This window comes from Streptomyces sp. NPDC031340 (assembly GCF_055569945.1).
Genome location: NZ_JBVIIE010000014.1, coordinates 124033 through 145086, shown reverse-complemented (window position 1 = coordinate 145086; position 21054 = coordinate 124033). Strand labels below are relative to the sequence as shown.

The window sequence follows — 21054 nt, the reverse complement described above, 5'->3', positions numbered from 1 at the left end:
AGCCGCCGCGGTCCGCGGCGGCTCCCCCGGTGATCAGCTGCTGCTGACGCTCTCGCTGTTGACGGTGAAGTTCAGGCCGCCGGAGGAGGACGTGATCTCGAAGCCGAACTGCACGTCACCGATGGTCACGTCGCCGAACCAGCCCTTGGTGTCCTTGATCCACTTCAGGATCGGCAGGATGTTCACCGTGCCGGAGCTGGAGTTGGACGTGCGCACGAACGAGAACACGTCGTTGTAGCCGTTGTTGCCCTTGTAGACGGTCCAGGTGTGACCGCCGAGCGTCAGGTTGCCCTGCGAGGTGCCGAGCGGGCCGACGGCTCCGGTCTTGTTGACCCAGAGCATGATCTCGTACTTGTAGCCGGTGTCCCAGATGTCGTACGACGTGTTGTACGCGCCGGACGACGGGACCGTGACGTTGTAGCTGCTGGAGAGCGAGCCGAGCGAGGTGATCGACTTGTTGATCACCTTCTTGGCGTTGGGGTAGGACTTGATGCCGCCGGTGTTGGGGTGGTTGGCGTTGACGCCCCAGTTGGTGCCGGAGTTGGCCCAGATGCACTGGGAGCCGGCGCCGGAGCCCCAGATGTTGTTGTAGAGCGTGTAGCCGTTCAGGGTGGTGTTGCCCCACTGGTCGCAGGAGCTCCAGACGGCCGCGGAGGCGGGGGCGGAGGCGGCACCGACGGTGATGCCGAGGGCCAGGGCGGGTGCCGCCAGCGCGGTCGCGACCCTCTTCTTCAGCGTGCGTGTTGCCATGGTGTCCCTTCCATGGGTGGGGGGATTGCGGGGAGTTACCACGCCCCCAGGGTGAGGACGTGGTCTTCTCCGGCGACCAGATCGAGCGGCCGGCCGCCGGAGGAAGTCCGGAGTTCGACCCGGTGGGTGCGGCTCGGCCGCAGCACCGCGGTCACTTCGTGGGGGCTCCAGGTGAGGTCGAGTTCGGCCCCGAACCGGGTGCGCACGCCGTACAGCCGGCCCGTCGGGTACGCCGCCGGCAGCGCCGGCAGCAGGACCAGCCGGTCGGGGGTGGACTGCACGAGCGTCTCGATCAGCACGGCGGGCAGGGTGTGCGCGGCGTCCGCGTTGTAGACGTCGCGGCGCGGATAGTGGGCGCTCATCAGCGAGGCGTGGAAGAAGTCGCCGTCGAGGACCCGGCCCAGGGCGTGCGCGACCCGTTCGCCGTCGCGCAGCCGGGCGGCGATGAGGGCGTGGTGGAGGTGCCCGTGCGCCGAGTCGTTCTCGGCGCCGCGCAGTTCGAGGGCGCGGTGGGCGGCGGCGGCCAGGTCGGGGGTGTCGTAGGGGTTGATCTCGTCGAGCGGCCAGACGCCGTAGAGGTGGCTGAGGTGCCGGTGGTCGTAGGTGTCCTCCAGGCCGGGCCAGGCCCACTCGGCCAGGGCGCCGTCGGCGTTGATCCGGTGCGGCGGCAGCCGGTCGGCGAGGGCGCGCCACCGCTCGGCGTGCCGGGGGTGGTAGTCGGCCGCGGTGCGCAGCGCGTGCCGGGCCGCCGAGAGGTCCATGGCCGCGTCGATCGCGCCCCAACTGCCGTTCGCGGGACGGTTCTCGGGCGAGTAGGAGGGGACGACGACCAGTCGGCCGTCCGGGTCGGTGCGGGTGAGGAAGTCCTCGTAGAACAGGGCGACCTGGGCGAGGACGGCGGCGGTGCGCGGATCGCGGGTGCCGTGGGTCTCGTCGTGGTGGACGAGCGGCGCCAGCAGCCAGTCGGCGCCGGCCGTCCACAGGTGCAGCGGGTACTCGCGGCTGAAGTGGTACGACAGTCCGGACTCGCCGTCGGTATGGGCGGGGGCGACGACGCCGCGGCAGCCGAAGACGGTCCGGGCGTTCTCGGCCCAGTCGGCCTGCTGGCGGTGGATCAGGGCGGCGTGCGCCTCGGTGACCTCGGGGAGCGCGGCGGCGGCCGCCGAGGCGGTCTGGAGGTTGAGGTTGGCGTCGTTGGTGAAGGCGCCGGACCAGGCGGTGGCCCAGTCGCCGGTCCACAGGCCGGTCAGCCGGGGCGGGAAGAGGCCGCTCGCGGAGAGCAGGTGGTAGCGCCCGGCGGCGAAGAGCCGCTCCAGCAGGGCGGGGCTGTCCGGGCGGGTGAGCAACTCGGAGCCGGGCAGGGCGCGTTCGGCCGGGTCGGCGTCCAGGTCGAGGGTCACCCGGGCGTACGCGGTGCCGTGCAGGCCGGTATGGCGCTCCAGCAGGCGGGCGCAGGGGTCCGCGTCCCGCGGCAGCAGCGCGCGCAGTTCGGCGGCGAGCGCGGCCACGTCCGCTTCGGCGGTGTGCCGCACGACGCGGGTCAGCAGCAGCACCGACGCGGCGCCGGTGACCCGCAGGGCGGGCGGCGTCAGGGACGCCCGGCCGCCGGTGACCGCGACCAGGGTGACGCCGGTGTAGGCGGTGTCGCTGCCGGGGTAGCGGACGCGCAGGGTGAGCAGGGCGCCCTCGGCGGTGAGGACCGCGCTCTCGCCGACGGCGAGCCCGAGGGGCGCGCCGGGGAGCCGGTGGTCGAGGGTGATCAGCAGGTCGGACCCGGTGAGGTGCTGGACGATCACGTCGTCGGCGCGGGAGACGAACACCCGTCCGCCGCCGCCCTCGCAGCGCGTCTCGGCGACTCCGGTGGTGAAGTCGACGCCGCGGCGGTAGTGGCCGGCCGGGGTGTCCGGGCGGCGGACGCGGATCTGGAAGGCCGGGTGGAAGGGCCGTACCCACTGCAGGGGGCGTCCGTCGGTGAAGTCCTCGGCCGCGTGCAGGTCGCCGTCGAGCAGCCGGTCCTGCAGGCCGGGCAGCCGGTCGGCCAGCTCGGGCGGGCGGGGCGGGGCGCCGCAGACCGGGCGGACGAGGGTGTGATGGGTGACGACGACCCGCTCGTCGTCCGGAGGACCGAACACGAGGGCGCCGTGGCGGCCGTTGCCGCTCAGGAAGCCGTCCTCCCAGCGGGTGGCGGGCGCGGGTTCCCAGGTGCCGTGGACGACGCTCATGGCCGCAGCACCGCCACCCCGTAACGCTCCAGGGTGAGCCGGTCGGTGACGGTGGCCCGGGTCAGCAGGTCGTGGTGGGTGCCGGGCACCTCCACGGTCACCGGCTCGCGCCCGTGGTTGAGCACGAAGAGCAGGTCGCCGCGGCGGACCGCCTCGACCCGGTCGGGCAGGCCGTCCAGGACCGGGCGGACGCCGGCCTCGGCCGCGATGCCGGTGAGGAGGCCGCGCAGCGCGTCGGGTTCGGGAAGCGTGGAGAGGTACCAGGCGCGGCCGTTGCGCAGGACGGCGGGCCGGCCGTCGAGTTCGCCGCCCCGGTAGGCGGCCTCGACCGAGGCGTCGCCGGTTTCCTCGATCTCCTCCGACCACAGGGTGCCGGTGAACCCGTCGGTCCGGACGGTCTCCCCCGCTTCCAGCGGCCACCATTCGTGCAGCGTGCGGATGCCGAACAGCTCGCGCAGCCGGGCGTCCATGCCGCCGGCCCGCACCCGGTCGTCCTGGTCGGCCACGCCGGTCAGGAAGCCGCTGACCAGGACGCCTCCGCCGCGCACATGGGCGAGGAGGTTGTCGATCGCCGCGTCGGTGAGCGCGTACAGCTGGGGGACGACGACCATCCGGTAGGCGGAGAGGTCGTGCTCGGGGTGGGCGAAGTCGGTGGCGAGGCCGGCCTGCCACAGGGCGCGGTGCCAGGTGGTGAGCACGTCGGCGTAGTCGACGCGGGTGGAGAGGCGGGCCTCGTGCGCGCCGGCCCACCAGGAGTGCCAGTCGTGCAGGACGGCGATGCCGGCGTCGCCGTGCCGGCCCGCCACCTCGGCGCCGACCGCGGCCAGTTCCGCGCCGATCCGCTTGACCTCCTGGAAGGTGCGCCCGTGTTCTCCGGCGTGGCCGACCATCCCGGAGTGGAACTTCTCCGCGCCCTGCCGGGACTGGCGCCACTGGAAGTAGCAGACGGCGTCGGCGCCGCGGGCGACGGCCTGGAAGGACCACAGGCGGTTCAGGCCCTGCGGCTTGGGGTGGTTGACGCCGCGCCAGTTGACCGCGCCGGCCGCCTGCTCCATCAGCATCCAGGGTCCGCGCGCCTGGGAGCGGGTCATGTCCTGTACGAGAGCCGCGTGCTGGGCGGCGAACGGATCGCGTGGGTCGGGGTAGATGTCGACCGAGACGACGTCCTCCTCCTCGGCCCAGCGCCAGGCGTCCTGGCCGGCCCACAGCGGCATGAAGTTGGTGGTGACCGGGAGGTGCGGGGTGTGCCGGCGGACGATGTCGCGCTCGGCGGTGTAGCACTCCAGGAGCATGTCGGAGGTGAACCGCTTGAAGTCCAGCACCTGCGTGGGGTTCTTCAGGTAGTGGGCGTGGCGGGGCGGCAGGACCTCCGCCCAGTCGCCGTAGCCCTGGCTCCAGAAGGCGGTTCCCCAGGCGGTGTTGAGGGCGTCCAGGTCGCCGTACCTGTCGCGCAGCCAGGTGCGGAAGCGGGCGGCGGCCTCGTCGCCCCAGTCGTAGGTGCAGTACTCGTTGTTGATGTGCCACATGGTGAGCGCGGGGTGGCTCGCGTAGCGGGCGGCGAGGTCCTCGGTGATCTCGGCGGCGTGGCGACGGTAGGCGGCGCTGGAGTGGGAGAAGTGCTGGCGGCCGCCCCACCACTCGGTACGGCCGTCCTCGTCGCGGGGCAGCGTCTCGGGGTACAGGCGGCCGAGCCAGGGCGGGGGCGACGCGGTGGGGGTGGCGAGGACGACGCCGATGCCGCCCTCGTGCATCAGGTCCATGAGGGTGTCCAGCCAGCCGAACTGCCGCTCGCCCGGACGGGGTTCGATTCTCGCCCAGGAGAAGACGCCGAGGGTGACGGAGTTGACGCCGGCGTCCCGCATGAGGCGGACGTCCTCGTGCCAGGTCTCCTCGGGCCACTGCTCGGGGTTGTAGTCGCCGCCGAAGAGGACGCGGCCGCGGGTGGCGCCGGCGAGGGTGGGCGTCGGCCGCCGGGGGGTGGATGACATGGGAGCCTCGCTGGGCGTGGTGGGTTGGCTGAGCGGTGAGGGTGCGGTGCGCGCTCTTGCTCAGAGGGGTGCGCGCCCCCTGCTCGGGGGCGCGGGGAACCGGTCCGGGGCGCGGGGAGCCGGTCCGGGCGGTGCGCCGCCCGGACCGGAAAGGGCGCGGTTCAGCCCTTGACCGCTCCGGTGAGCATGCCCTTCTTGAAGTGCCGCTGGACGAACGGGGAAGCGACCGCGACCGGTATCAGGGCGAGCACCATGACGGCCATCTGCAGCCCCAGGGACGAGAGTTGCCCGGTACGGACGGCCTGCTGGAGGCCGGTCGGCGCCTCGCTGTTCTTCTGGACCAGCTGGATGAGCACGTTCTGCAGCGGCATCATGTCCTGGTCGGAGAGGTAGATGGAGGCGTTGAACCAGGCGCTCCAGTACCCGACGGCGTAGAACAGCGAGATGACGGCCAGCACCGCCCGCGACAGCGGCAGGATGATGGTGAGCAGGATGCGCAGGTCACTGGCGCCGTCGATGCGGGCCGACTCGGTGAGTTCCGGCGAGATCCCCATGAAGAAGGCACGCAGCACAAGGATGTTGAAGACGCTCACCGCGCTCGGCAGGATCAGCGCCAGGTAGGTGTCGGTGAGTCCCAGGGACTGCACGAGCAGGTACGTCGGGATGAGGCCGACCCCGAAGAACATGGTCGCCATCATGATCATCAGCAGCACCCGGTGGCCCAGAGTGCCCCGCCGGGACAGGCCGTAGGCCGCGAGCACCGACACCGTCATCGAGAACAGGGTGCCGACGAGCGTCACGCCGACCGAGACCATGATGGCCCGACTGACCTGGCCGCCGCTGAGCAGCTCCTTGTAGTTGATGAAGGTGATGCCCTGCGGAATCACGACGAGACCGCCGACCCGGTCGATCACGGGCTTCGGGGACAGGCTGGTGACGATCACGATCCACAGCGGCCCGAGCACCCCCAGGCAGCACAGGGCGAGGAACGCGCCCTTCGCGGTGAGACCCGCCTTGCCCGGCGGCTCCTCCCACACGGGGCGGGCCGGAGCCTTGAGGCTGCGGATGAGCTGGGTGTTGAGGCTCACTTCTGGTACACCCCCTGCTCGCCCAGCAGGTGCGCGAACTTGTTCGCGGCCAGGACGAGACACAGTCCGATGGCTCCCTTGACGAGGCCCACCGCGGCCGCGTAGCTGAAGTCGCCGTTCTGGATACCCATGTTCCACACGTACGTGTCGAGGACCTCACTGGCTCCCACGCCGACCGCGTCCCGCTGGAGCAGGAACTGCTCGAAGCCGACGCTCAGCGCGTCGCCCACCCGCAGCACCAGCAGCAGGGCGATCACCGGGCGCAGCGCGGGCAGCGTCACGTGCCACATGCGCCGCCAGCGCCCGGCGCCGTCCATGGCGGCGGCCTCGTACAGATCGGTGCTGACGGCGGCCAGCGCGGCGAGGAAGACGATGATCCCCCAGCCGGCGTCCTTCCACACGGCCTGCGCGGTGACCAGGTACTTGAACAGGCTCGCGTTGGTCATCAGGTCGAAGCCGCTCCACCCGTGGTCCTCGAGGGTCTGGGCGATGACGCCCGCGCCGCCGAAGATCTGCTGGAACACGGTGACCACGAGGACCCACGAGAAGAAGTGCGGCAGATACATGACCGCCTGCGCCACGGCCCGGACCCGGGGCCGGATCACGCTGTTGATGACCAGCGCGAGGGCCACCGGGACCGGGAAGAACAGCACCAGTTGGAGCACGAACAGCACGATGGTGTTCTTGACGGCGTCCCAGAACAGCGGGTCGTCCAGCATCCGGGAGAACTGCTCCACGCCGACCCAGGGACTGTGGAAGATCGCCGTGACGCCGTTGCTGGAGACGTACGGGTCGTAGTCCTGGAAGGCGACGACGTTGCCGAGCAGCGGAACGTAGTTGAAGAGCAGGAGCAGGACGATGACGGGCAGCGTCATCAGGACGAGCGCGCGGTCCCGGCGCCACCGGACCCGCAAGGGGATCCGGCCGGCCGTGCCCGCTTTGCGGGGCAGCACCCGCCCCTTCGCCGCGGCCGCGGTGACCGCGGCCGTCGGTTCCTCGACGGCCGCAGGGGGACGAGTCCCGTCGGGCCTGCTCCCGGCGGTGAGAGACATCAGTTGGCGCTGCCGTTCTTGTCGATGAGCTGCTTGTACCAGTCGCGCAGCTTCTCGCCGCCGGAGGACTTCCAGGTGGAGATGGCGGCCTGCACGTCGGACAGCTTCTTGTTGCCGCGCACGTAGTCGATCTCCATCTGCTCGAACTGGCTGGAGAGGTTGGCGAAGCGGCTCGGCTCGACGATGTTCATGCCGTACGTGGACGACTTCTTCATGAAGGCGCCCATCCGCTGCTGCCACTCGACCTGCTTGCGGGCGACGTCGGGGTAGTCGGGGTGGGCGAAGTAGGGAGCCGGGGCCGCCAGCATCACCCAGGCGTTGATGACCTCGCTGTTGCCCTGGTCGGTCTTGACCGGGACGCCGTCCTTGACCGTGTAGTGGGTGCCCTCGACGCCGTAGTCGACGAGCATCCGCTCCTTGGTGCCGTAGGGGGCGGCCGAGAAGTCGGCGGCGGCCAGGGCGTTCTCGATCGTCGTCTTCGAGGCGCCCTTGCGGATCAGCGACCAGATGGTGGCGGGCGAGGAGGCCCACAGCTTCGGGTCGCCGCCGTCGGCGCCGAAGATGTCCATGCCCTCGATCTGGAAGTCCGGGTTGGCCTTGGCCTGTTCGGCGGTCTTCCCGTACCACGCGGAGGTGTCGCTGTTGAAGACCAGGATCTGCCCGGCGGTGAACCGCTGGCCGGCGTCGCCCGAGCGCGCCTTGTCGTCGGGGTGCACCACGCCCGCGTCGAACAGCTTGCGGGTCCACTCCAGGGCCTCGAGGTACTCGGGCTGCTCGATGCGGTACGTCAGCTTGCCGTCGGACCCGATGTTCCAGCCGAGCGGGCCGGAGGCGCGCACGCCGAAGATGTTGAAGGCGGTCCAGGACATGTCGCCGCAGGCGTACACCTTCGCCTTGGCGCTGGTGACGTCCTTGGCCCAGCTGAGGAACTCGTCGGGCGACTTGGGGACCGTGTAGCCCTTCTTGTCGAAGATGTCCTTGCGGTAGTAGGGCACGATGAAGGTGGCGGCGGCCGAGGGCATCGGGATGCCGCGCAGCGCGCCGCCGAAGATGCCCATGCGCCAGGAGTCGGAGGGGATCGCGGCCAGGTTCGGGTACTTCTTGACCTTGTCGCCCGCGAGGTAGGGGCCGAGGTCCATGAACTTCGCGGTGACCGCGTTCGCGATCTTGCCGACCAGCTCCCAGCTCGGCACCACGACCATGTCGGGTATGGAGCTGGAGGCGAGGACGGCACCGAGCTTCTGGCCGTAGGTGTTGCCGTCCTGGTTCTGCCAGGTGATCTTGGTGCCCGCGGCGGAGTCGAGCGCCTTGTAGTAGGCGCAGTCGCCCTTGGGCGGAGAGCCCCAGAAGGGGGACATGATCTTGATGGGGGCCCCGGTGCCGAGCTTCTTCGGCACGGAGGTCTCGAGGGCCGAGAGGTCGACCTTGCCGGTGTAGCCGGCCGCCGAACCGTTCTTCGAGGGAAGGTCCGGCTGGGCGAGCTTGGCGGCGACGTACGCGGGCAGCAGCTTGTCCGCCGCCTTGCCCGACGTGGTGCCCTCGCGTGACCCGCTGTCCGACCCCCCGCAGGCGGCGAGCAGCGGCATCCCGCCCGCCACCGCTGCGGTGGCAACCGCCGTGGAGGCGAGGAAGCTTCTCCGGCTTGGCCCGGAGGAGGCGGAAGCGGTGTTCGGCGTCATTGCGTCAACCCTTCATGGCGCACCAGGACACCCGGCGGTGGCCGTCGGCTGTGGTGTCTTGAGTGAAACTGGCTGAGCCGAAGCGGGTCGCCGTCCGTCGCCGGAGGGCCGGACACCGTCCCGGTGTGGCCCTCTTCGGATCGAAACAGTCGAAGCGCTTCGATGTTGCTGCGAGGTTAAGTGAACGACAGGGGGTACACAAGGGTCGATCCCGAGATTCCTCGGATGTATCCAGCAAGTGCATACGCGCATACGCTGCTTGAGATACCGCCCGGGAGCCGGATCTGCTGCCCCGGGGCGTCTTGACACCCACCCGGTCGTCGAACCAGCATCGAAGCGCTTCGAAAGAGCTCCACCGCTCCATCGCAAGGGGATCCACACGTGACCGCTCACCCGCCGCCCGTACCGCCGTTCCGCGATCCGCAGTTGCCGTTCGCGAAGCGCATCGACGACCTGTTGCAGCGGCTCACGCTCGACGAGAAGGTCTCCTTCCTGCACCAGTTCGCGCCCGCCGTCGACCGCCTGGGCGTCGCGGCGTTCCGCACCGGCCAGGAGGCCCTGCACGGCGTGGCCTGGATGGGCCCGGCGACGGTGTTCCCGCAGGCCGTCGGCCTCGGCGCGACCTGGAACCCCGGCCTGGTGCGGCAGATCGGCGAGGCGGTGTCCCAGGAGGTCCGGGCGATGCGCGCCCGCGACGACCGCGTCGGCCTCAACGTGTGGGCGCCGACGGTGAACCTGCTGCGCCACCCCCTGTGGGGCCGCAACGAGGAGGGTTACTCCGAGGACCCGAAACTGACCTCCGCCATCGCCACCGCGTACACCCACGGCCTGCGCGGCGACCATCCGGCGTACTGGCGCACCGCCCCCGTCCTCAAGCACTGGCTGGCGCACAACAACGAGACGGGCCGGGACGTCACCTCGTCGTCCGTCCGCCCGCGCGTGCTGCACGAGTACGACCTGCGCGCCTTCCGCGAGACGGTCGAGGCGGGCGCGGTGTCCGGGGTGATGCCGGCCTACAACCTGGTCAACGGCCGCCCCAACCACGTCTCCCCCTACCTGGGCGAACACCTGCGCCGCTGGACGGACGAGGAACTGCTGGTCTGCTCGGACGCGGGCGCGCCCTCCAACCTGGTCGACTCCGAGCACTACTTCGACACGCACGAGGAGGCCACCGCCGCCGCGCTGCTGGCCGGCGTCGACAGCTTCACCGACCACGGCACGGACGGCTCGAAGATCACCGCCCGCGTGCACGGCGCCCTCGCCCGGGGCCTGCTGACGGAGGCCGACGTCGACACGGCCGTGCGCCGCCAGCTCGCGATCCGCTTCCGCCTCGGCGAGTTCGACCCGGAGCACGACCCGCACGCCGGCGCCGCCGACTTCGACACCCCGGCCCACCGGGCGCTCGCCCAGGAGGCCGCCGAGCAGGCGATCGTGCTGCTGAAGAACGACGGACTGCTGCCGCTGCCCGCCACAACCCGCGTCGCCGTCGTCGGCCTGCTCGCCGACGAGTGCAAGCTCGACTGGTACAGCGGCACGCTGATCCACCGCTCCACCCCGCTGGAGGGCCTGTACGAGCGGTTCGGCACCCAGCGCGTGGAGTACGCGGAGGGCGTGGACCGGGTCCGCCTGAAGACCTCGGCGGGCGCCTTCCTGAGCGTCCCCGAAGCCGACGCCGACGACGAGGTGCGCGGCGCCGAGGGCGCGCTGGACCCCGCCCAGCTCGCGGGCCGCACCGACCTGCCGCCGCTCACCACCGACGCCACCGGCACGGAACTCGCGCTGGTCGACTGGGGCGAGGGCGTGCTGACCCTGCGCGCCCCCGACGGCCGCTACCTCTCGGTCGCCGACGACGGCTACCTGCGCGCCTCCGCCGACCAGCCGGGCGGCTGGGTCGTACAGGAGACGTTCCGACTCGAACCGCACGGCAGCGGGCACCTCCTCAGGCACATCGGCACGGGTCGCCATGTCTCTGTCGCCGCCGACGGCGTGAAGGTTGCCGACGCGGACCAGGAAATCCCGGAGCTCCCGGAGGTCTTCGAACTGGTCGTCGTCGAGCGCGGCGAGGACGCGGTGGCCGCGGCGGCGGCACGGGCCGACGTGGTCGTGGTCGTCGCGGGCAACGACCCGCACATCAACGGCCGTGAGACCGAGGACCGCACGACCCTGCGCCTGCCCCTCCACCAGGAGCGCCTGCTGCGGGCCGCCCGCACCGCGAACGAGCGCACGGTGCTGGCCCTGGTCTCGGCGTACCCGTACGCGTTCCAGACCGCCGGCCTGCCCGCGGTGCTGTGGACGGCGCACGGCGGGCAGGCCGCGGGCACCGCGCTGGCCCGGGTCCTGGCCGGCGACGTCTCACCGGCCGGCCGGCTCCCGCAGACCTGGTACGAGGACGACGCCGACCTGCCCGACCTGCTGGACTACGACATCGTCGGCGCCCGGCAGACGTACCTGTACTTCGAGGGGACCCCGCTGTTCCCGTTCGGGCACGGCCTGTCGTACGCCTCCTTCGCCTACGACGGCCTGGCGGTACGGGTCGACGGCGAGACGGTGCACGTCTCCTTCACGGTCACCAACACCGGTGACGTCACGGCCGACGAGGTGGCCCAGCTGTACACCCGCGCGGTCGAGCCGTCGGTGCCGCGCCCGCGCCGCGAACTGGTGGCACACCGCCGGATCACGCTCGCGCCGGGCGAGCGGGCGGACCTCTCCTTCGAAGTCCCGACGCGCGCCTTCGAGTTCTGGGACGTCGCGCACGGCGGGTGGCGCGTGGAGCCGGGCGCCTACGACATCCTGGCCGGCGCCTCCAGCGAGGACATCCGCCTGCGTACGGCGGTCACCCTCGACGGCGAGCCCGCCGCACCGCGCCCCGTCCTCGAACGGGGCCTGGCGGCCGCGGACTTCGACGAGCAGAGCGGCATCGTCATCGTCGACCGCACGAAGACCTCCGGCGACGCGGTGACGCCCGCGCAGGACACCGAGGAGACCAAGGACGCCGAGGACGCCACGGGCGAACTGATCTACCGCGCCTGCGACTTCGGCGACGGCGGCATCACGGCGGTGACCGCCGACCTGGCGGGCGAGGGCACGCTCGAACTCTCCCTGGACGGCGGCCCGGCACTCGCCGAACTGACCCTGGGCACGCCCACGCAGAGCGTGTACGACTACGTCCCGGTCGGCGCGGAGATCGCCGCCGATGGAGTACAGGGCGTGCACGACGTGCACATCAGGCTGCGCGGCCCGCTGCGGCTCGCGCACGTCGGCTTCTCCGGTTGAGGGTCCGGAACAGGCCGACGAGAAGGGGCCCGGCACCGGAAGTCATCGGCGCCGGGCCCCTTCGGGTCGATCGGACGGATCAGATCGCTCAGAGCGCGAGACCGGTGAGCACCAGCACCCGCTCGTAGGTGTAGTCGTCCATCGCGTACTTCACGCCCTCGCGGCCCACACCGGACTGCTTGGCGCCGCCGTACGGCATCTGGTCGGCGCGGTAGGACGGGACGTCGCCGATGACGACGCCGCCGACCTCGAGAGCGCGGTGGGCGCGGAAGGCGACCTGGACGTCGTGCGTGAACACGCCCGCCTGAAGGCCGTACTTGGAGTCGTTGACGGCTGCGAACGCCTCGGCCTCCCCGTCCACCTTGCGCACGGTCAGGACGGGCCCGAAGACCTCCTCGCAGGCGATCGTCACGTCGGCCGGCACGTCGGCGAGGACGGTCGGCGCGTAGGAGGCGCCGTCGCGCTTGCCCCCGGTGAGCAGCTGCGCCCCCGCGGCGACCGCCTCGTCCACCCAGGACTCGACGCGCTTGGCCGCGTCCTCGCTGACGAGCGGGCCGACGTCCGTCTTGTCGTCACTCGGATCGCCGGTGACCTGGGCCTCGACGGCGGCGACGATGCGCGGCAGCAGACGGTCGTACACCGAGGCGTCGGCGATCACGCGCTGCACGGAGATGCAGGACTGGCCGCCCTGGTAGTTGGAGAAGGTGGCGATGCGGTTCGCGGCCCAGTCGAGGTCGGCGTCGCTCGCCCAGTCGGCCAGCACGACGGCCGCGCCGTTGCCGCCCAGCTCCAGGGTGCAGTGCTTGCGGGGCACCGAGTCCATGATCGCGTAGCCGACCTTCTCCGAGCCGGTGAAGGAGATCACGGGCAGGCGCGGGTCCTGGACCAGGGCGGGCATGCGGTCGTTGGCGACCGGCAGGATGCTCCACGACCCGGCCGGCAGCTCCGTCTCGGCGAGCAGCTCGCCGAGGATCAGTGCGGACAGCGGGGTGGCGGGCGCCGGCTTGAGGATCATCGGCGCGCCGGCCGCGATCGCCGGAGCGATCTTGTGGGCGCACAGGTTCAGCGGGAAGTTGAAGGGCGCGATGCCGAGGACGACGCCCTTCGGGAAGCGGCGGGTGAGGGCGAGCCGGCCCTGGCCGCCTGCGTCGGTGTCGAGCCGCTGGGCCTCGCCGCCGTTGAAGCGGCGGGCCTCCTCGGCGGCGAACCGGAACACCGACACCGCGCGGCCGACCTCGCCGCGGGCCCACTTGATCGGCTTGCCGTTCTCGGCGGAGATGAGCTGCGCGATCTCCTCGGTGCGCTCGACGAGCCGCCGGCTGACGTGGTCGAGGGCGGCGGCGCGGGCGTGGGCCGGGGTGGCGGCGAACTCGTCCCGTACGGCGTACGCGGCGGCCACGGCCTCCTCGACCTGCGCGTCGGTCGGCACGCTCACCTTGCCGACGACCCGGCCGTCCCAGGGCGAGGTGACGTCGAAGCTGTCCTCGCCGGTGACCTGGCGGCCGGCGAGCCAGAAGGCGTGGGTGGAAGTCATAGTCGAGTCCCGGCCCTTCCGCGTTGGGGATGTGTGCATGGCTTTCGCCATAACGGTAGGGGCGGGGTGGCCAGGGAGCGTTTGTCCGGGGTGGAGAAGTGGGGGCGGGGGGTGCGCCGGATTGTCCTGGGCGCAGCCAGAGCCCCGCGGCACCGGTGTCCCTTACGCCTCCGTCACGAACCCCACGAACCGCGACCACTCAGCACGGCCGACGGCGAAGTGAGGGCGCGCCGTGTCCTTGGAGTCCCGTACGCATATGGCCTGCTCGGTGACGGCGATCTCGATGCAACTGTCACCAGAGCTACCGCTGTAGCTGGACTTGAACCAGGCGAGTGCCGTCGTGCTCATAGCTCTCCTCGGAGTCGCTCCAGGAGGCCCCGCGAGTCTTGGGGGGTCAGGGCCTGCGAGCGCAGTGTGTCATAGCGCTGGTAGAGGAGGCGTACCTCTTTCCGGTCGGAGATCAGCCGACCGTTCTCCTGCCCTTCGGAGTACGCCAGCCGTCGGCCTTCCGCCGTCTCGAGGAGCTGTACCGGGCCATCCATGCAGGCGTGGAACTCGGCCTCCGTCGGCATGACCTGCAACGTCACGTGACGGGGTGCCGTCAGCTCCAACACATGGTCCAGCTGGCCCAGCAGCACTTCGCGACCACCCAGCCTGCGCCGGAAGACAGCCTCCTCCACGATGAAGTGGTACGGCACCGTCGACCGCTCGTTCAGCGCCATCTGCCGCTCCAGCCGCGCCTCGACCTGAGCAGGGGAAGCCGGTTCTCGAAGAGGGCCCGCGCATACCACTCCGACTGCAACAGCCCAGGCACCAGCCTGCACTCGTAGGTACACAGGCTCACCGCCACCCGCTCCAGCCGAGCCCACTCCCGGAACCACGCCGCGAGTCCCACATCGGCCCGCCCCCGCGTCACGTACTTCGACGACTTCAGCAGCGCCCCGGTGCTCCCCAGCACCTCGTCGGCGCGCTCGACGAACGCCACGTCGGGCATCCGCCGCCCCCGCTCCACCGACTCCACGGTGTGCTTGGAGAAGCGCACCAGGTCCGCGAACTCGGCTCTGCTGTAACCGGCGTGCTCGCGCAGCGCCTGCTGGAAGGCACCCCAGGTGCGCAGACTGTCCGAGGGGTCGGGCTCACGGTCCGTCGCGCAGTCGGCCGGGCCGCCGTCATGACCGTCGTCGCAGCCGTTGCCGCCACTGTGGCCGTTGCCTACGCTGTCGATGCCGCTCGTCATACGCGGCCACCTCCGCTTCCGTGCACCCGCTGTCCGTCGCCCCGCGCGCGACGACACCCAGAGTGACGGACGAAGCGGCGTACCGTCCACAGAATGTGTCCGTACGCTGACTCAACGTACGGACCGGCCCCCTGGAAAGCGCCCCCGCGCGCCGGTCACCGTGGACCCATGAGCACAACCGCACCCCAATTCACCGCCACCGTACGCACGTTCGCCCAGCTCCTGTCGTCCACGCGCCGCGGAGCCCGCCTCGCCCGCCTGCTCGCCGCCGAACAGCTCCGCGCCTGGGACATGTCACCCGACGTAATCGAACGCGCCGAACAGATCGTCGCGGAACTCGCCGCCAACGCGGCCCTGCACGGCAGCGTCCGGGGACGCGACTTCCGCCTCGCCCTCACCCTCGACACCGAGACGGGCATCCTCCGCATCGCCGTCACCGACGCACGCGGAGACCAACTCCCCTCACCATGCGCAGACTCCGAGGAGGTACTGGACGGCGAATCCGGGCGCGGCCTGCTCCTGGTCGCCACCCTCGCCGACCGCTGGGGCATCGACCCGTACCCGCCGGGCGGCAAGACGGTCTGGGCCGAGTGCGCAGAGAATCCCGTGTTCCGCAGCGGGGCGCCTTTGGACTGGTCGGCGGGCCGCGGCGACCGTCTCGAGGGATTCGGGGCGTGACCCGCCGACGCTTTGGAGAGCACTCGCTCGGGGAACACCTGGTGTCAGACCGCGACCACGTGCACGTCCGTAGGTGCGAGGACCGTCAGGTAGGCGTGGATGTCCCCCGGGTCGGTGGTGAAGATCACCGCACTGCCGTGCCTGGCCGCTGCCAGCGCCACCCAGGCGTCCACCGCGTCCGGCCGCTTCTTCGTCGGCAGGGCCGCCCGCCCGAGAGCGGTTCCGATGCGCCGCCAGTCCGCGAGGTCCGGGCCCGTCGCGCAGGCCAGACACTCCGGACGACCCGCCTTCGTCTCACGCACGGGCGGCTCCGACGTACGCGCCTGAGGGACAGTGCAGTCCTTCAGCACCCCGGACAGCGCGTGCACCAGCGTCGGCTGGGGGCGCCACACCTGGGCGAGCACCGGGCCGAGCACCAGCGCCCGGTGCGGTACGGTGCGCAGTCCCGCGTGAAGAGCCATCGCCTTCGCCTTGCGGTCGGCGAGTGCGATGAGCATGCCGGTGTCGTAGACCGGCACCCGTGCGCTCACGCCGCGTGTCCCGGACGGCGCGCATGACGGTCATGGCCTCGGACGAGGCCCAAGGCATCCTCGACCTCGCGGCGTTCCTGCTCCGTCAGTTCCGCGGCCGGTTCCGCGGCGGGTTCGGTGGGCAGGCCGCCCGCTGCCCGTTCCGCCTTGGCGATGAGCGCGTCCACTTCGGCGAACTGTTCCTCTATGGCATCGCTCTCGGCCATCTGACGCGTCGCGGCATGCACCAGGTAGGCCGAGACGTCCATGCCCGCCCGTTCCGCGTGCTGTCTGATGCGTTCGGCCTGCTCCTGCTCCAAGCTGATACTGATCCGCGTCTTTGCCACACCAGGATCGTAATACGCGTATGACGACAATTGCGAGGACGATCACTCCTCAAGCCGCGGCCCCTCAGTCGCCCGAAGTCGCCTTCAGCGCCAGCCACAGTTCCATCCGTACGTCCGGGTCGTCCAGGCTGCGGCCGAGGATCTCCTCCACTCGGCGCATGCGGTAGCGGAGGGTGTGGCGGTGGACGCCCAGGTCGGCGGCTGCGGCGTCCCACTGGCCGTGGCGGGAGAGCCAGGCACGCAGTGAGGCCACCAGGTCGCCGCGGCCGGTCGCGTCGTGGTCGCGCAGCGCGCGCAGCAGGCCGTCGGCGAACGCCCGCACCGCGTCGTCGGCCAGCAGTGGCAGCAGCGATCCGGCCGCCAGTTGCTCGTGCTCCACGCACACCCGGCCCCGGCGCCGTGCCACCGACAGCGCCTGTTCGGCCTGCTTGTACGCCACCGTGGCCGCGGTCGGTCCGGCCGGGGCGGACAGGCCCACGACCAGTTCGTGACCGTCGGCCGTCCGGTCCCCCGTCCCCGCCGCCCGCCGGTCCCCCGTCCCCGCCGCCCGTTCGCGCGCCGTCTCCTGCGCCGTCGCGTACCGGCCGCAGGCGGCGACCGCCGCGCCCCCGTCCGCGGCCAGCACCACCAGCCGCTCCCCCTCGGGCACGACCAGCACGGCCTCCCCGGCGCGGGCCGCCGCCGACTCCACGGCCTCGGCGAGCGCGGCCGGCGGGTCGCCGTCCGTGCCGTCGGCGGTGCCGCCCCGGGCGCCCGGGGGACGGGCGGCCGGGTCGGCGGCCGCCCGCGCGGCCGACGCGGAGGCGCACTCGGCGACGATGATCCGGAACGGGGCGTCCAGCAGTCCGCCGTACAGGTCACCGGCGACGGTGCGCGCGTGCTCGGGCTCGCCCGCGAGCAGCATGCGCAGCACCGCCGCGCCGATGCGCTGCTCGGCGGCGTGCAGGGAGCGGGAGCGTTCCGTGGTCAGGGTCAGCAGCGCGATCGCCGAGTGGACGGCGTACCGTTCGGCGGTGCCGGGGGCCGCGGCGGTGCCCACCGCCAGCGCGGCCCGCGGGCGCCGACCGGTGCCCAGGGAGTGCAGCTCGACGCGGTCCTCGTGGTCCGGTCCGCCCACCACCGAGGACGCGGGCGCGGGCCGCTCTCGCAGCCGTTCCACGTCCGCCCTGAGCCGCGCCGCCCTGCGGCCCGCCCACTCCGGTGCGGCGGCCACGACGGCGCCCGAGGCGTCGTACAGCGCCGCCCAGCCGTCGACCTGCGAGGCGAGCGCGGCGAGCAGCCCCTCCGGGCCGTCCGTCAGGGCCTGCTTCGTCAGCTCGCGCTGCGCGGCGAACCCGGCCGTCACCGCCCGGTACTGTTCGGCCGCGATCGCCGCGGAGACGGCCTTGCTGATGGCGATGAAGGGCGTGCGGCGCGGCACCTCCAGCAGCGGCAGCCCCTCGGCCCGCGCCGCGTCGACGAGGGCCTCGGGGATCTCGTCGTAGTTGACGCCGATGGCGAAGCCGAGGCCGACGACGCCGGCTCCGGCCAGCCGCCGCACGTACCGCCGCATCGCCTCGCGGTCCTCGGCGTCCAGCTTCAGCGCGGTGATCAGCAGCAGCTCCCCGCCCTCCATGTACGGGACGGGGTCGGCGAGCTCGCTGACGTGCGCCCAGCGGACGGGCACGTCCAGGCGGTCCTCGCCCGCCCGCACGGTCAGCTTCAGCGCCGAGTGGTGGACGAGCGAGGCGAGCGTCGGGGGCATGAGGCGCCTTCAGATCTGGGTGAGCGGCATGATCCCTGTGATCATTTGGCCGTGGTGTATGAACGACCTGTCCCGATTCTGCCTCACCGTACGGTCGACCGGCCTCCCGTTCGTACGGTCGGCCGGCCTCTCCGCACGGCCGGAATTCAGCCCCGCAGATCCACCAGCAGCGGCGGCGCGTGCTCGCCCTGCACCGTGGTCAGCGACAGCACCGCGTGCCCCGGCGGCACCCCGTGGGCCAGTTCGGACGCCGACCACCGCTCCCGCTCGACCTGGCGCACGGTCACGGCATCCGTCGTCACCGCCTTGCCGGTGACCAGCTTGCGCAGTGCGTGGACGGCCCGGGTCATCGGCTGGTCGGCGAAGACGGTGTGCTTGGCGACCTCCGTGGTCTCCACCCACTCGGTGCCCCAGGTCTGCGCGAACCGGCTGCCGTCCCAGGTGGTGACGCCGCAGAAGGCCATGCGGCAGCCCACCGCTCCGTACAGCGGGCCGTGCAGCGCCTCGGGGACGTCACCGATGGTGCGCAGTGCGAGCAGCACGCCCGCGTTCTGCGCACGCAGCCGCTGGATGTGGCGTACCGACTCCTTGGTGATCGTGCCCGTCGCATCGTCCAGGACGAGGTAGGCGAAGTGCCCGCGCCGACGCTCCCGGGCGATGGCATGGAACTGCGCGAGGACCAGCCGTGTGATGATGCGGCCGGCTTCTTCGTTGCCGCGCTCGGGCAGGTCGATCCGCACGCGCAGGGGGTGATCCGCTACCGCGCGCAGTGAGAACGGCCTGCCCCTGCCGCCGCCGAAGAATTCCGCGAACACCGGCCGGTTCAGCAGCGAGAGCCGGTCGGCGAGGGCCCGGCCCGCGTCACCCGGCGTGCCGGCCAGCCGGACGCGCGCGTCGAGCTCGCGGCGCATGACCTCGTTTCCGCTCGCGGCAAGCGCCTCCAACAGCCGAGCCAGTGTCCCTTCCTCGCCTTCCAGCAGCTCGCGCAACTCCGGCAGGGTGGGGAAGCGGCCGTGCACCGCCCGGAAGGGGCCGAGTGTCTGCGCCAGCGCTGTCACGGCACTCTGCGCACCGACTGTGTCGAGATCGCCCACCAGCGCTTCGGCGAGGATGGCGGCCGCCTCGTCCGGGTCGTTGGACTCGGCGTACGGGTCGAGATCGTGGACCGAGGACGGATCACCGATCCGCACGATCACGTCGAACGCCTCGTCCACGCCGAGCGGACTCCCGGCGGCGGAGACCGCGACCACGGCACAGCGTCCGGTGAGCGCTTGGAGCGCGAGTGCCTCGGTCACGGGTTCGACGAGGGTGCGGGTCTTGCCGGACCCGGAGGGGCCGACGGCGAGCAGTGACGTGCCGAGCTCTTCCGGACCGAGGGCGACCCCGGAATCGTGGTAGGGCTGCGGGGCCCGCTCGGCCGCCACCCACCGCCCGATACGCACCTGAGCGACGAGCAGGTCGTGAGGGACGGTCCGGCGTGGCAGGTCCCGGTCACCGGACGGATGCGTCCAGGCGGCGCCGCCCTGGCGCAGGACCGTGTCGCGGAAAGCGTCCAGCGTGGCACTGCGCCGCGCGACACCGAAGGCGTACTCGATGCGGGCACAGTCGACGTCGTTCATACGTTCGCCGACGACTTCGGCGGTAAGCAGGTCCGCGGCCTCGTGCTGGCCGGCGTCACGGAGTTCGGGCCACCGGGAACGCGGGCGAACCAGCACGGGAGTGCTGGGTGCGGTACTCGCCCGGTCGGTCGCCGACCGCTCCTTCACGTACGGCAACCAGTCGCCGAGGCGGGCGAACGGCCACACCACGAGCAGGGCGACGACCGCGTAGAGCAGGTCCGTGTAGAGCGAGGAACTCACCAGACCGTAGCCGTCCGAGACCAGCACGGTCAGTGAGAGCAGCGGATCGACGACCGGCACCGCGGACCATCCGACGCCCGGGAAGGCGTCGGGGAAGACGAAACTGAGGGCGACGAGGGCGAGGAGGGCGGCCACCAGGGCGCGTACCGGCTGGGACAGGCGGCTCATGTAGTGGCGGACGATCGCGCGCCAGCTGCCGAGTGTGCCCACCGCGAGAACGAGTACGGCGAAGAAGACACCGTCGTAGATCATCAGGGCGTCCCGCCCCGGTTCCTCGATCGTCCACCCCGGGACCGGCTTGGGCGCGACCACCGAGCCGCCCCACCACCAGTCGTCAGGCGTGAACATCCTCAATGGAACAGCCTGGTACGGGAACTCGCCGCGCCGCCAGAAGGACCACACCCCCATCGCCAGGACGAGCGGGATCAACATGCCGGCGGCCGTCATCGGAGCGAGCCGCTCGGGGGTCTCCTTCGGACGGTAGCCGTACCGCCAGATCCCCGGCCGGGCGGTCGGCCTTGCCGCATCGAGCCAGGCGGCAAGGGTGGAGGAGGAGCGGTGAGGCCCTTCCGGCGCGGGTGGCGTCCCCGGTGGCCGTGCGGGCCTCGGCGGCATCGCCGGAATCTCCGGCGGACCTGCCGGGCGCGGCACCGGGTTCGCATGCGTGCCCCGCGCGTCCTGCGTCCCGTCGCTGTCCATCGCCCTCGCTCCCCGACCAGCCGTTTGGTGCACCATCAGCGGTCAATCTAACGCCCCGGCAAGGGGAGTTCACCGATTGCGCGGCCGAGCGCACCGGCCGGGTCCGGACCGGACCGTGCGGGTGCGCTTGCGCGGGCGCCGCATCCGCTCGTTCAGGGCGTCCGGGAACGCGGCCGTGGGCGTGCGCGGGCGCCGCAGGCGGGTACACGGGGGCCGTCGGGCGACCACCGGCGGCGCGCGCCGCCTCCGCCGTCGCGACGGCCGCTCGCCATCGCCATCGCCATCCGTATACGGCCACTCGCCACGGCGGCCCGCCATCGGCCACTCGCTATGGCCACGGCGGACAATCCGCCGTCCCGACAACGCCCACATGGAGCATGCCCACCCCCCGCTCC

General features: G+C 71.9%; 14 protein-coding genes and 1 pseudogene. 2 read left to right on the top strand and 13 right to left on the bottom strand.

Annotated elements, in window-relative coordinates:
• Nucleotides 1–33: 33 nt before the first annotated feature.
• The 6 genes from ACZ5GT_RS13605 to ACZ5GT_RS13580 all read right to left on the bottom strand — a co-directional run bounded on the left by ACZ5GT_RS13605 (nucleotide 34) and on the right by ACZ5GT_RS13580 (nucleotide 8779).
• The gene (locus ACZ5GT_RS13605; RefSeq protein ID WP_469020702.1) at nucleotides 34–750 is read right to left on the bottom strand and encodes a glycoside hydrolase family 12 protein; all 717 of its coding nucleotides are present in this window, start codon (nucleotides 748–750) and stop codon (nucleotides 34–36) included.
• A gap of 35 nt (nucleotides 751–785) precedes the next feature.
• Nucleotides 786–2972, bottom strand: a complete 2187-nt coding sequence (locus ACZ5GT_RS13600; protein WP_469020700.1) for a glycosyl hydrolase family 95 catalytic domain-containing protein — start codon at nucleotides 2970–2972, stop codon at nucleotides 786–788.
• A complete protein-coding gene (locus ACZ5GT_RS13595; RefSeq protein ID WP_469020697.1) occupies nucleotides 2969–4960 on the bottom strand; it encodes a beta-galactosidase in 1992 nt (663 codons plus the stop codon). The genes ACZ5GT_RS13600 and ACZ5GT_RS13595 overlap by 4 nt, the downstream gene beginning before the upstream one ends.
• Nucleotides 4961–5121: 161 nt before the next feature.
• Entirely contained in the window at nucleotides 5122–6048 is a 927-nt protein-coding gene (locus ACZ5GT_RS13590) for a carbohydrate ABC transporter permease (protein ID WP_469020694.1), read from the bottom strand.
• Complete coding sequence (locus tag ACZ5GT_RS13585; protein WP_469020691.1) at nucleotides 6045–7100, bottom strand: ABC transporter permease; 1056 nt, start codon at nucleotides 7098–7100, stop codon at nucleotides 6045–6047. The genes ACZ5GT_RS13590 and ACZ5GT_RS13585 overlap by 4 nt, the downstream gene beginning before the upstream one ends.
• Nucleotides 7100–8779, bottom strand: coding sequence for an extracellular solute-binding protein (locus ACZ5GT_RS13580; protein WP_469020688.1), 1680 nt, complete (start codon nucleotides 8777–8779; stop codon nucleotides 7100–7102). The genes ACZ5GT_RS13585 and ACZ5GT_RS13580 overlap by 1 nt, the downstream gene beginning before the upstream one ends.
• A 381-nt stretch (nucleotides 8780–9160) precedes the next feature.
• Between ACZ5GT_RS13580 and ACZ5GT_RS13575 the strand changes: the two genes are divergently transcribed.
• Nucleotides 9161–12052, top strand: coding sequence for a glycoside hydrolase family 3 C-terminal domain-containing protein (locus tag ACZ5GT_RS13575; protein ID WP_469020684.1), 2892 nt, complete (start codon nucleotides 9161–9163; stop codon nucleotides 12050–12052).
• Between the two features lie 88 nt (nucleotides 12053–12140).
• On the opposite strand, the gene ACZ5GT_RS13570 is transcribed toward ACZ5GT_RS13575, so the two are convergent.
• From ACZ5GT_RS13570 to ACZ5GT_RS13560, 3 genes and pseudogenes are all read right to left on the bottom strand, one after another.
• Nucleotides 12141–13586 carry an aldehyde dehydrogenase family protein gene (locus ACZ5GT_RS13570; protein WP_469020680.1) on the bottom strand — a complete coding sequence of 482 codons (1446 nt, stop codon included), beginning with the start codon at nucleotides 13584–13586 and terminating at the stop codon, nucleotides 12141–12143.
• Nucleotides 13587–13748: 162 nt separating this feature from the next.
• A complete protein-coding gene (locus ACZ5GT_RS13565) occupies nucleotides 13749–13934 on the bottom strand; it encodes a DUF397 domain-containing protein (RefSeq protein WP_469020677.1) in 186 nt (61 codons plus the stop codon).
• Nucleotides 13931–14823, bottom strand: a pseudogene (locus tag ACZ5GT_RS13560) (helix-turn-helix domain-containing protein). Before ACZ5GT_RS13560 ends, ACZ5GT_RS13565 begins: the two are co-directional and overlap by 4 nt.
• 168 nt (nucleotides 14824–14991) lie before the next feature.
• Here ACZ5GT_RS13560 and ACZ5GT_RS13555 point away from each other — a divergent pair.
• Nucleotides 14992–15501, top strand: a complete 510-nt coding sequence (locus ACZ5GT_RS13555) for an ATP-binding protein (protein ID WP_469020674.1) — start codon at nucleotides 14992–14994, stop codon at nucleotides 15499–15501.
• Between the two features lie 44 nt (nucleotides 15502–15545).
• On the opposite strand, the gene ACZ5GT_RS13550 is transcribed toward ACZ5GT_RS13555, so the two are convergent.
• From ACZ5GT_RS13550 to ACZ5GT_RS13535, 4 genes are all read right to left on the bottom strand, one after another.
• Nucleotides 15546–16031: a hypothetical protein gene (locus ACZ5GT_RS13550; protein ID WP_469020671.1), complete on the bottom strand. Its 486-nt coding sequence runs from the start codon at nucleotides 16029–16031 to the stop codon at nucleotides 15546–15548.
• Nucleotides 16028–16357, bottom strand: coding sequence for a plasmid mobilization protein (locus ACZ5GT_RS13545; protein WP_469020669.1), 330 nt, complete (start codon nucleotides 16355–16357; stop codon nucleotides 16028–16030). Before ACZ5GT_RS13545 ends, ACZ5GT_RS13550 begins: the two co-directional genes overlap by 4 nt.
• 64 nt (nucleotides 16358–16421) lie before the next feature.
• Nucleotides 16422–18101 carry a PucR family transcriptional regulator gene (locus ACZ5GT_RS13540; RefSeq protein WP_469020665.1) on the bottom strand — a complete coding sequence of 560 codons (1680 nt, stop codon included), beginning with the start codon at nucleotides 18099–18101 and terminating at the stop codon, nucleotides 16422–16424.
• Between the two features lie 146 nt (nucleotides 18102–18247).
• The gene (locus ACZ5GT_RS13535; RefSeq protein ID WP_469020661.1) at nucleotides 18248–20659 is read right to left on the bottom strand and encodes an ATP/GTP-binding protein; all 2412 of its coding nucleotides are present in this window, start codon (nucleotides 20657–20659) and stop codon (nucleotides 18248–18250) included.
• Between the last annotated feature and the right edge of the window lie 395 nt (nucleotides 20660–21054).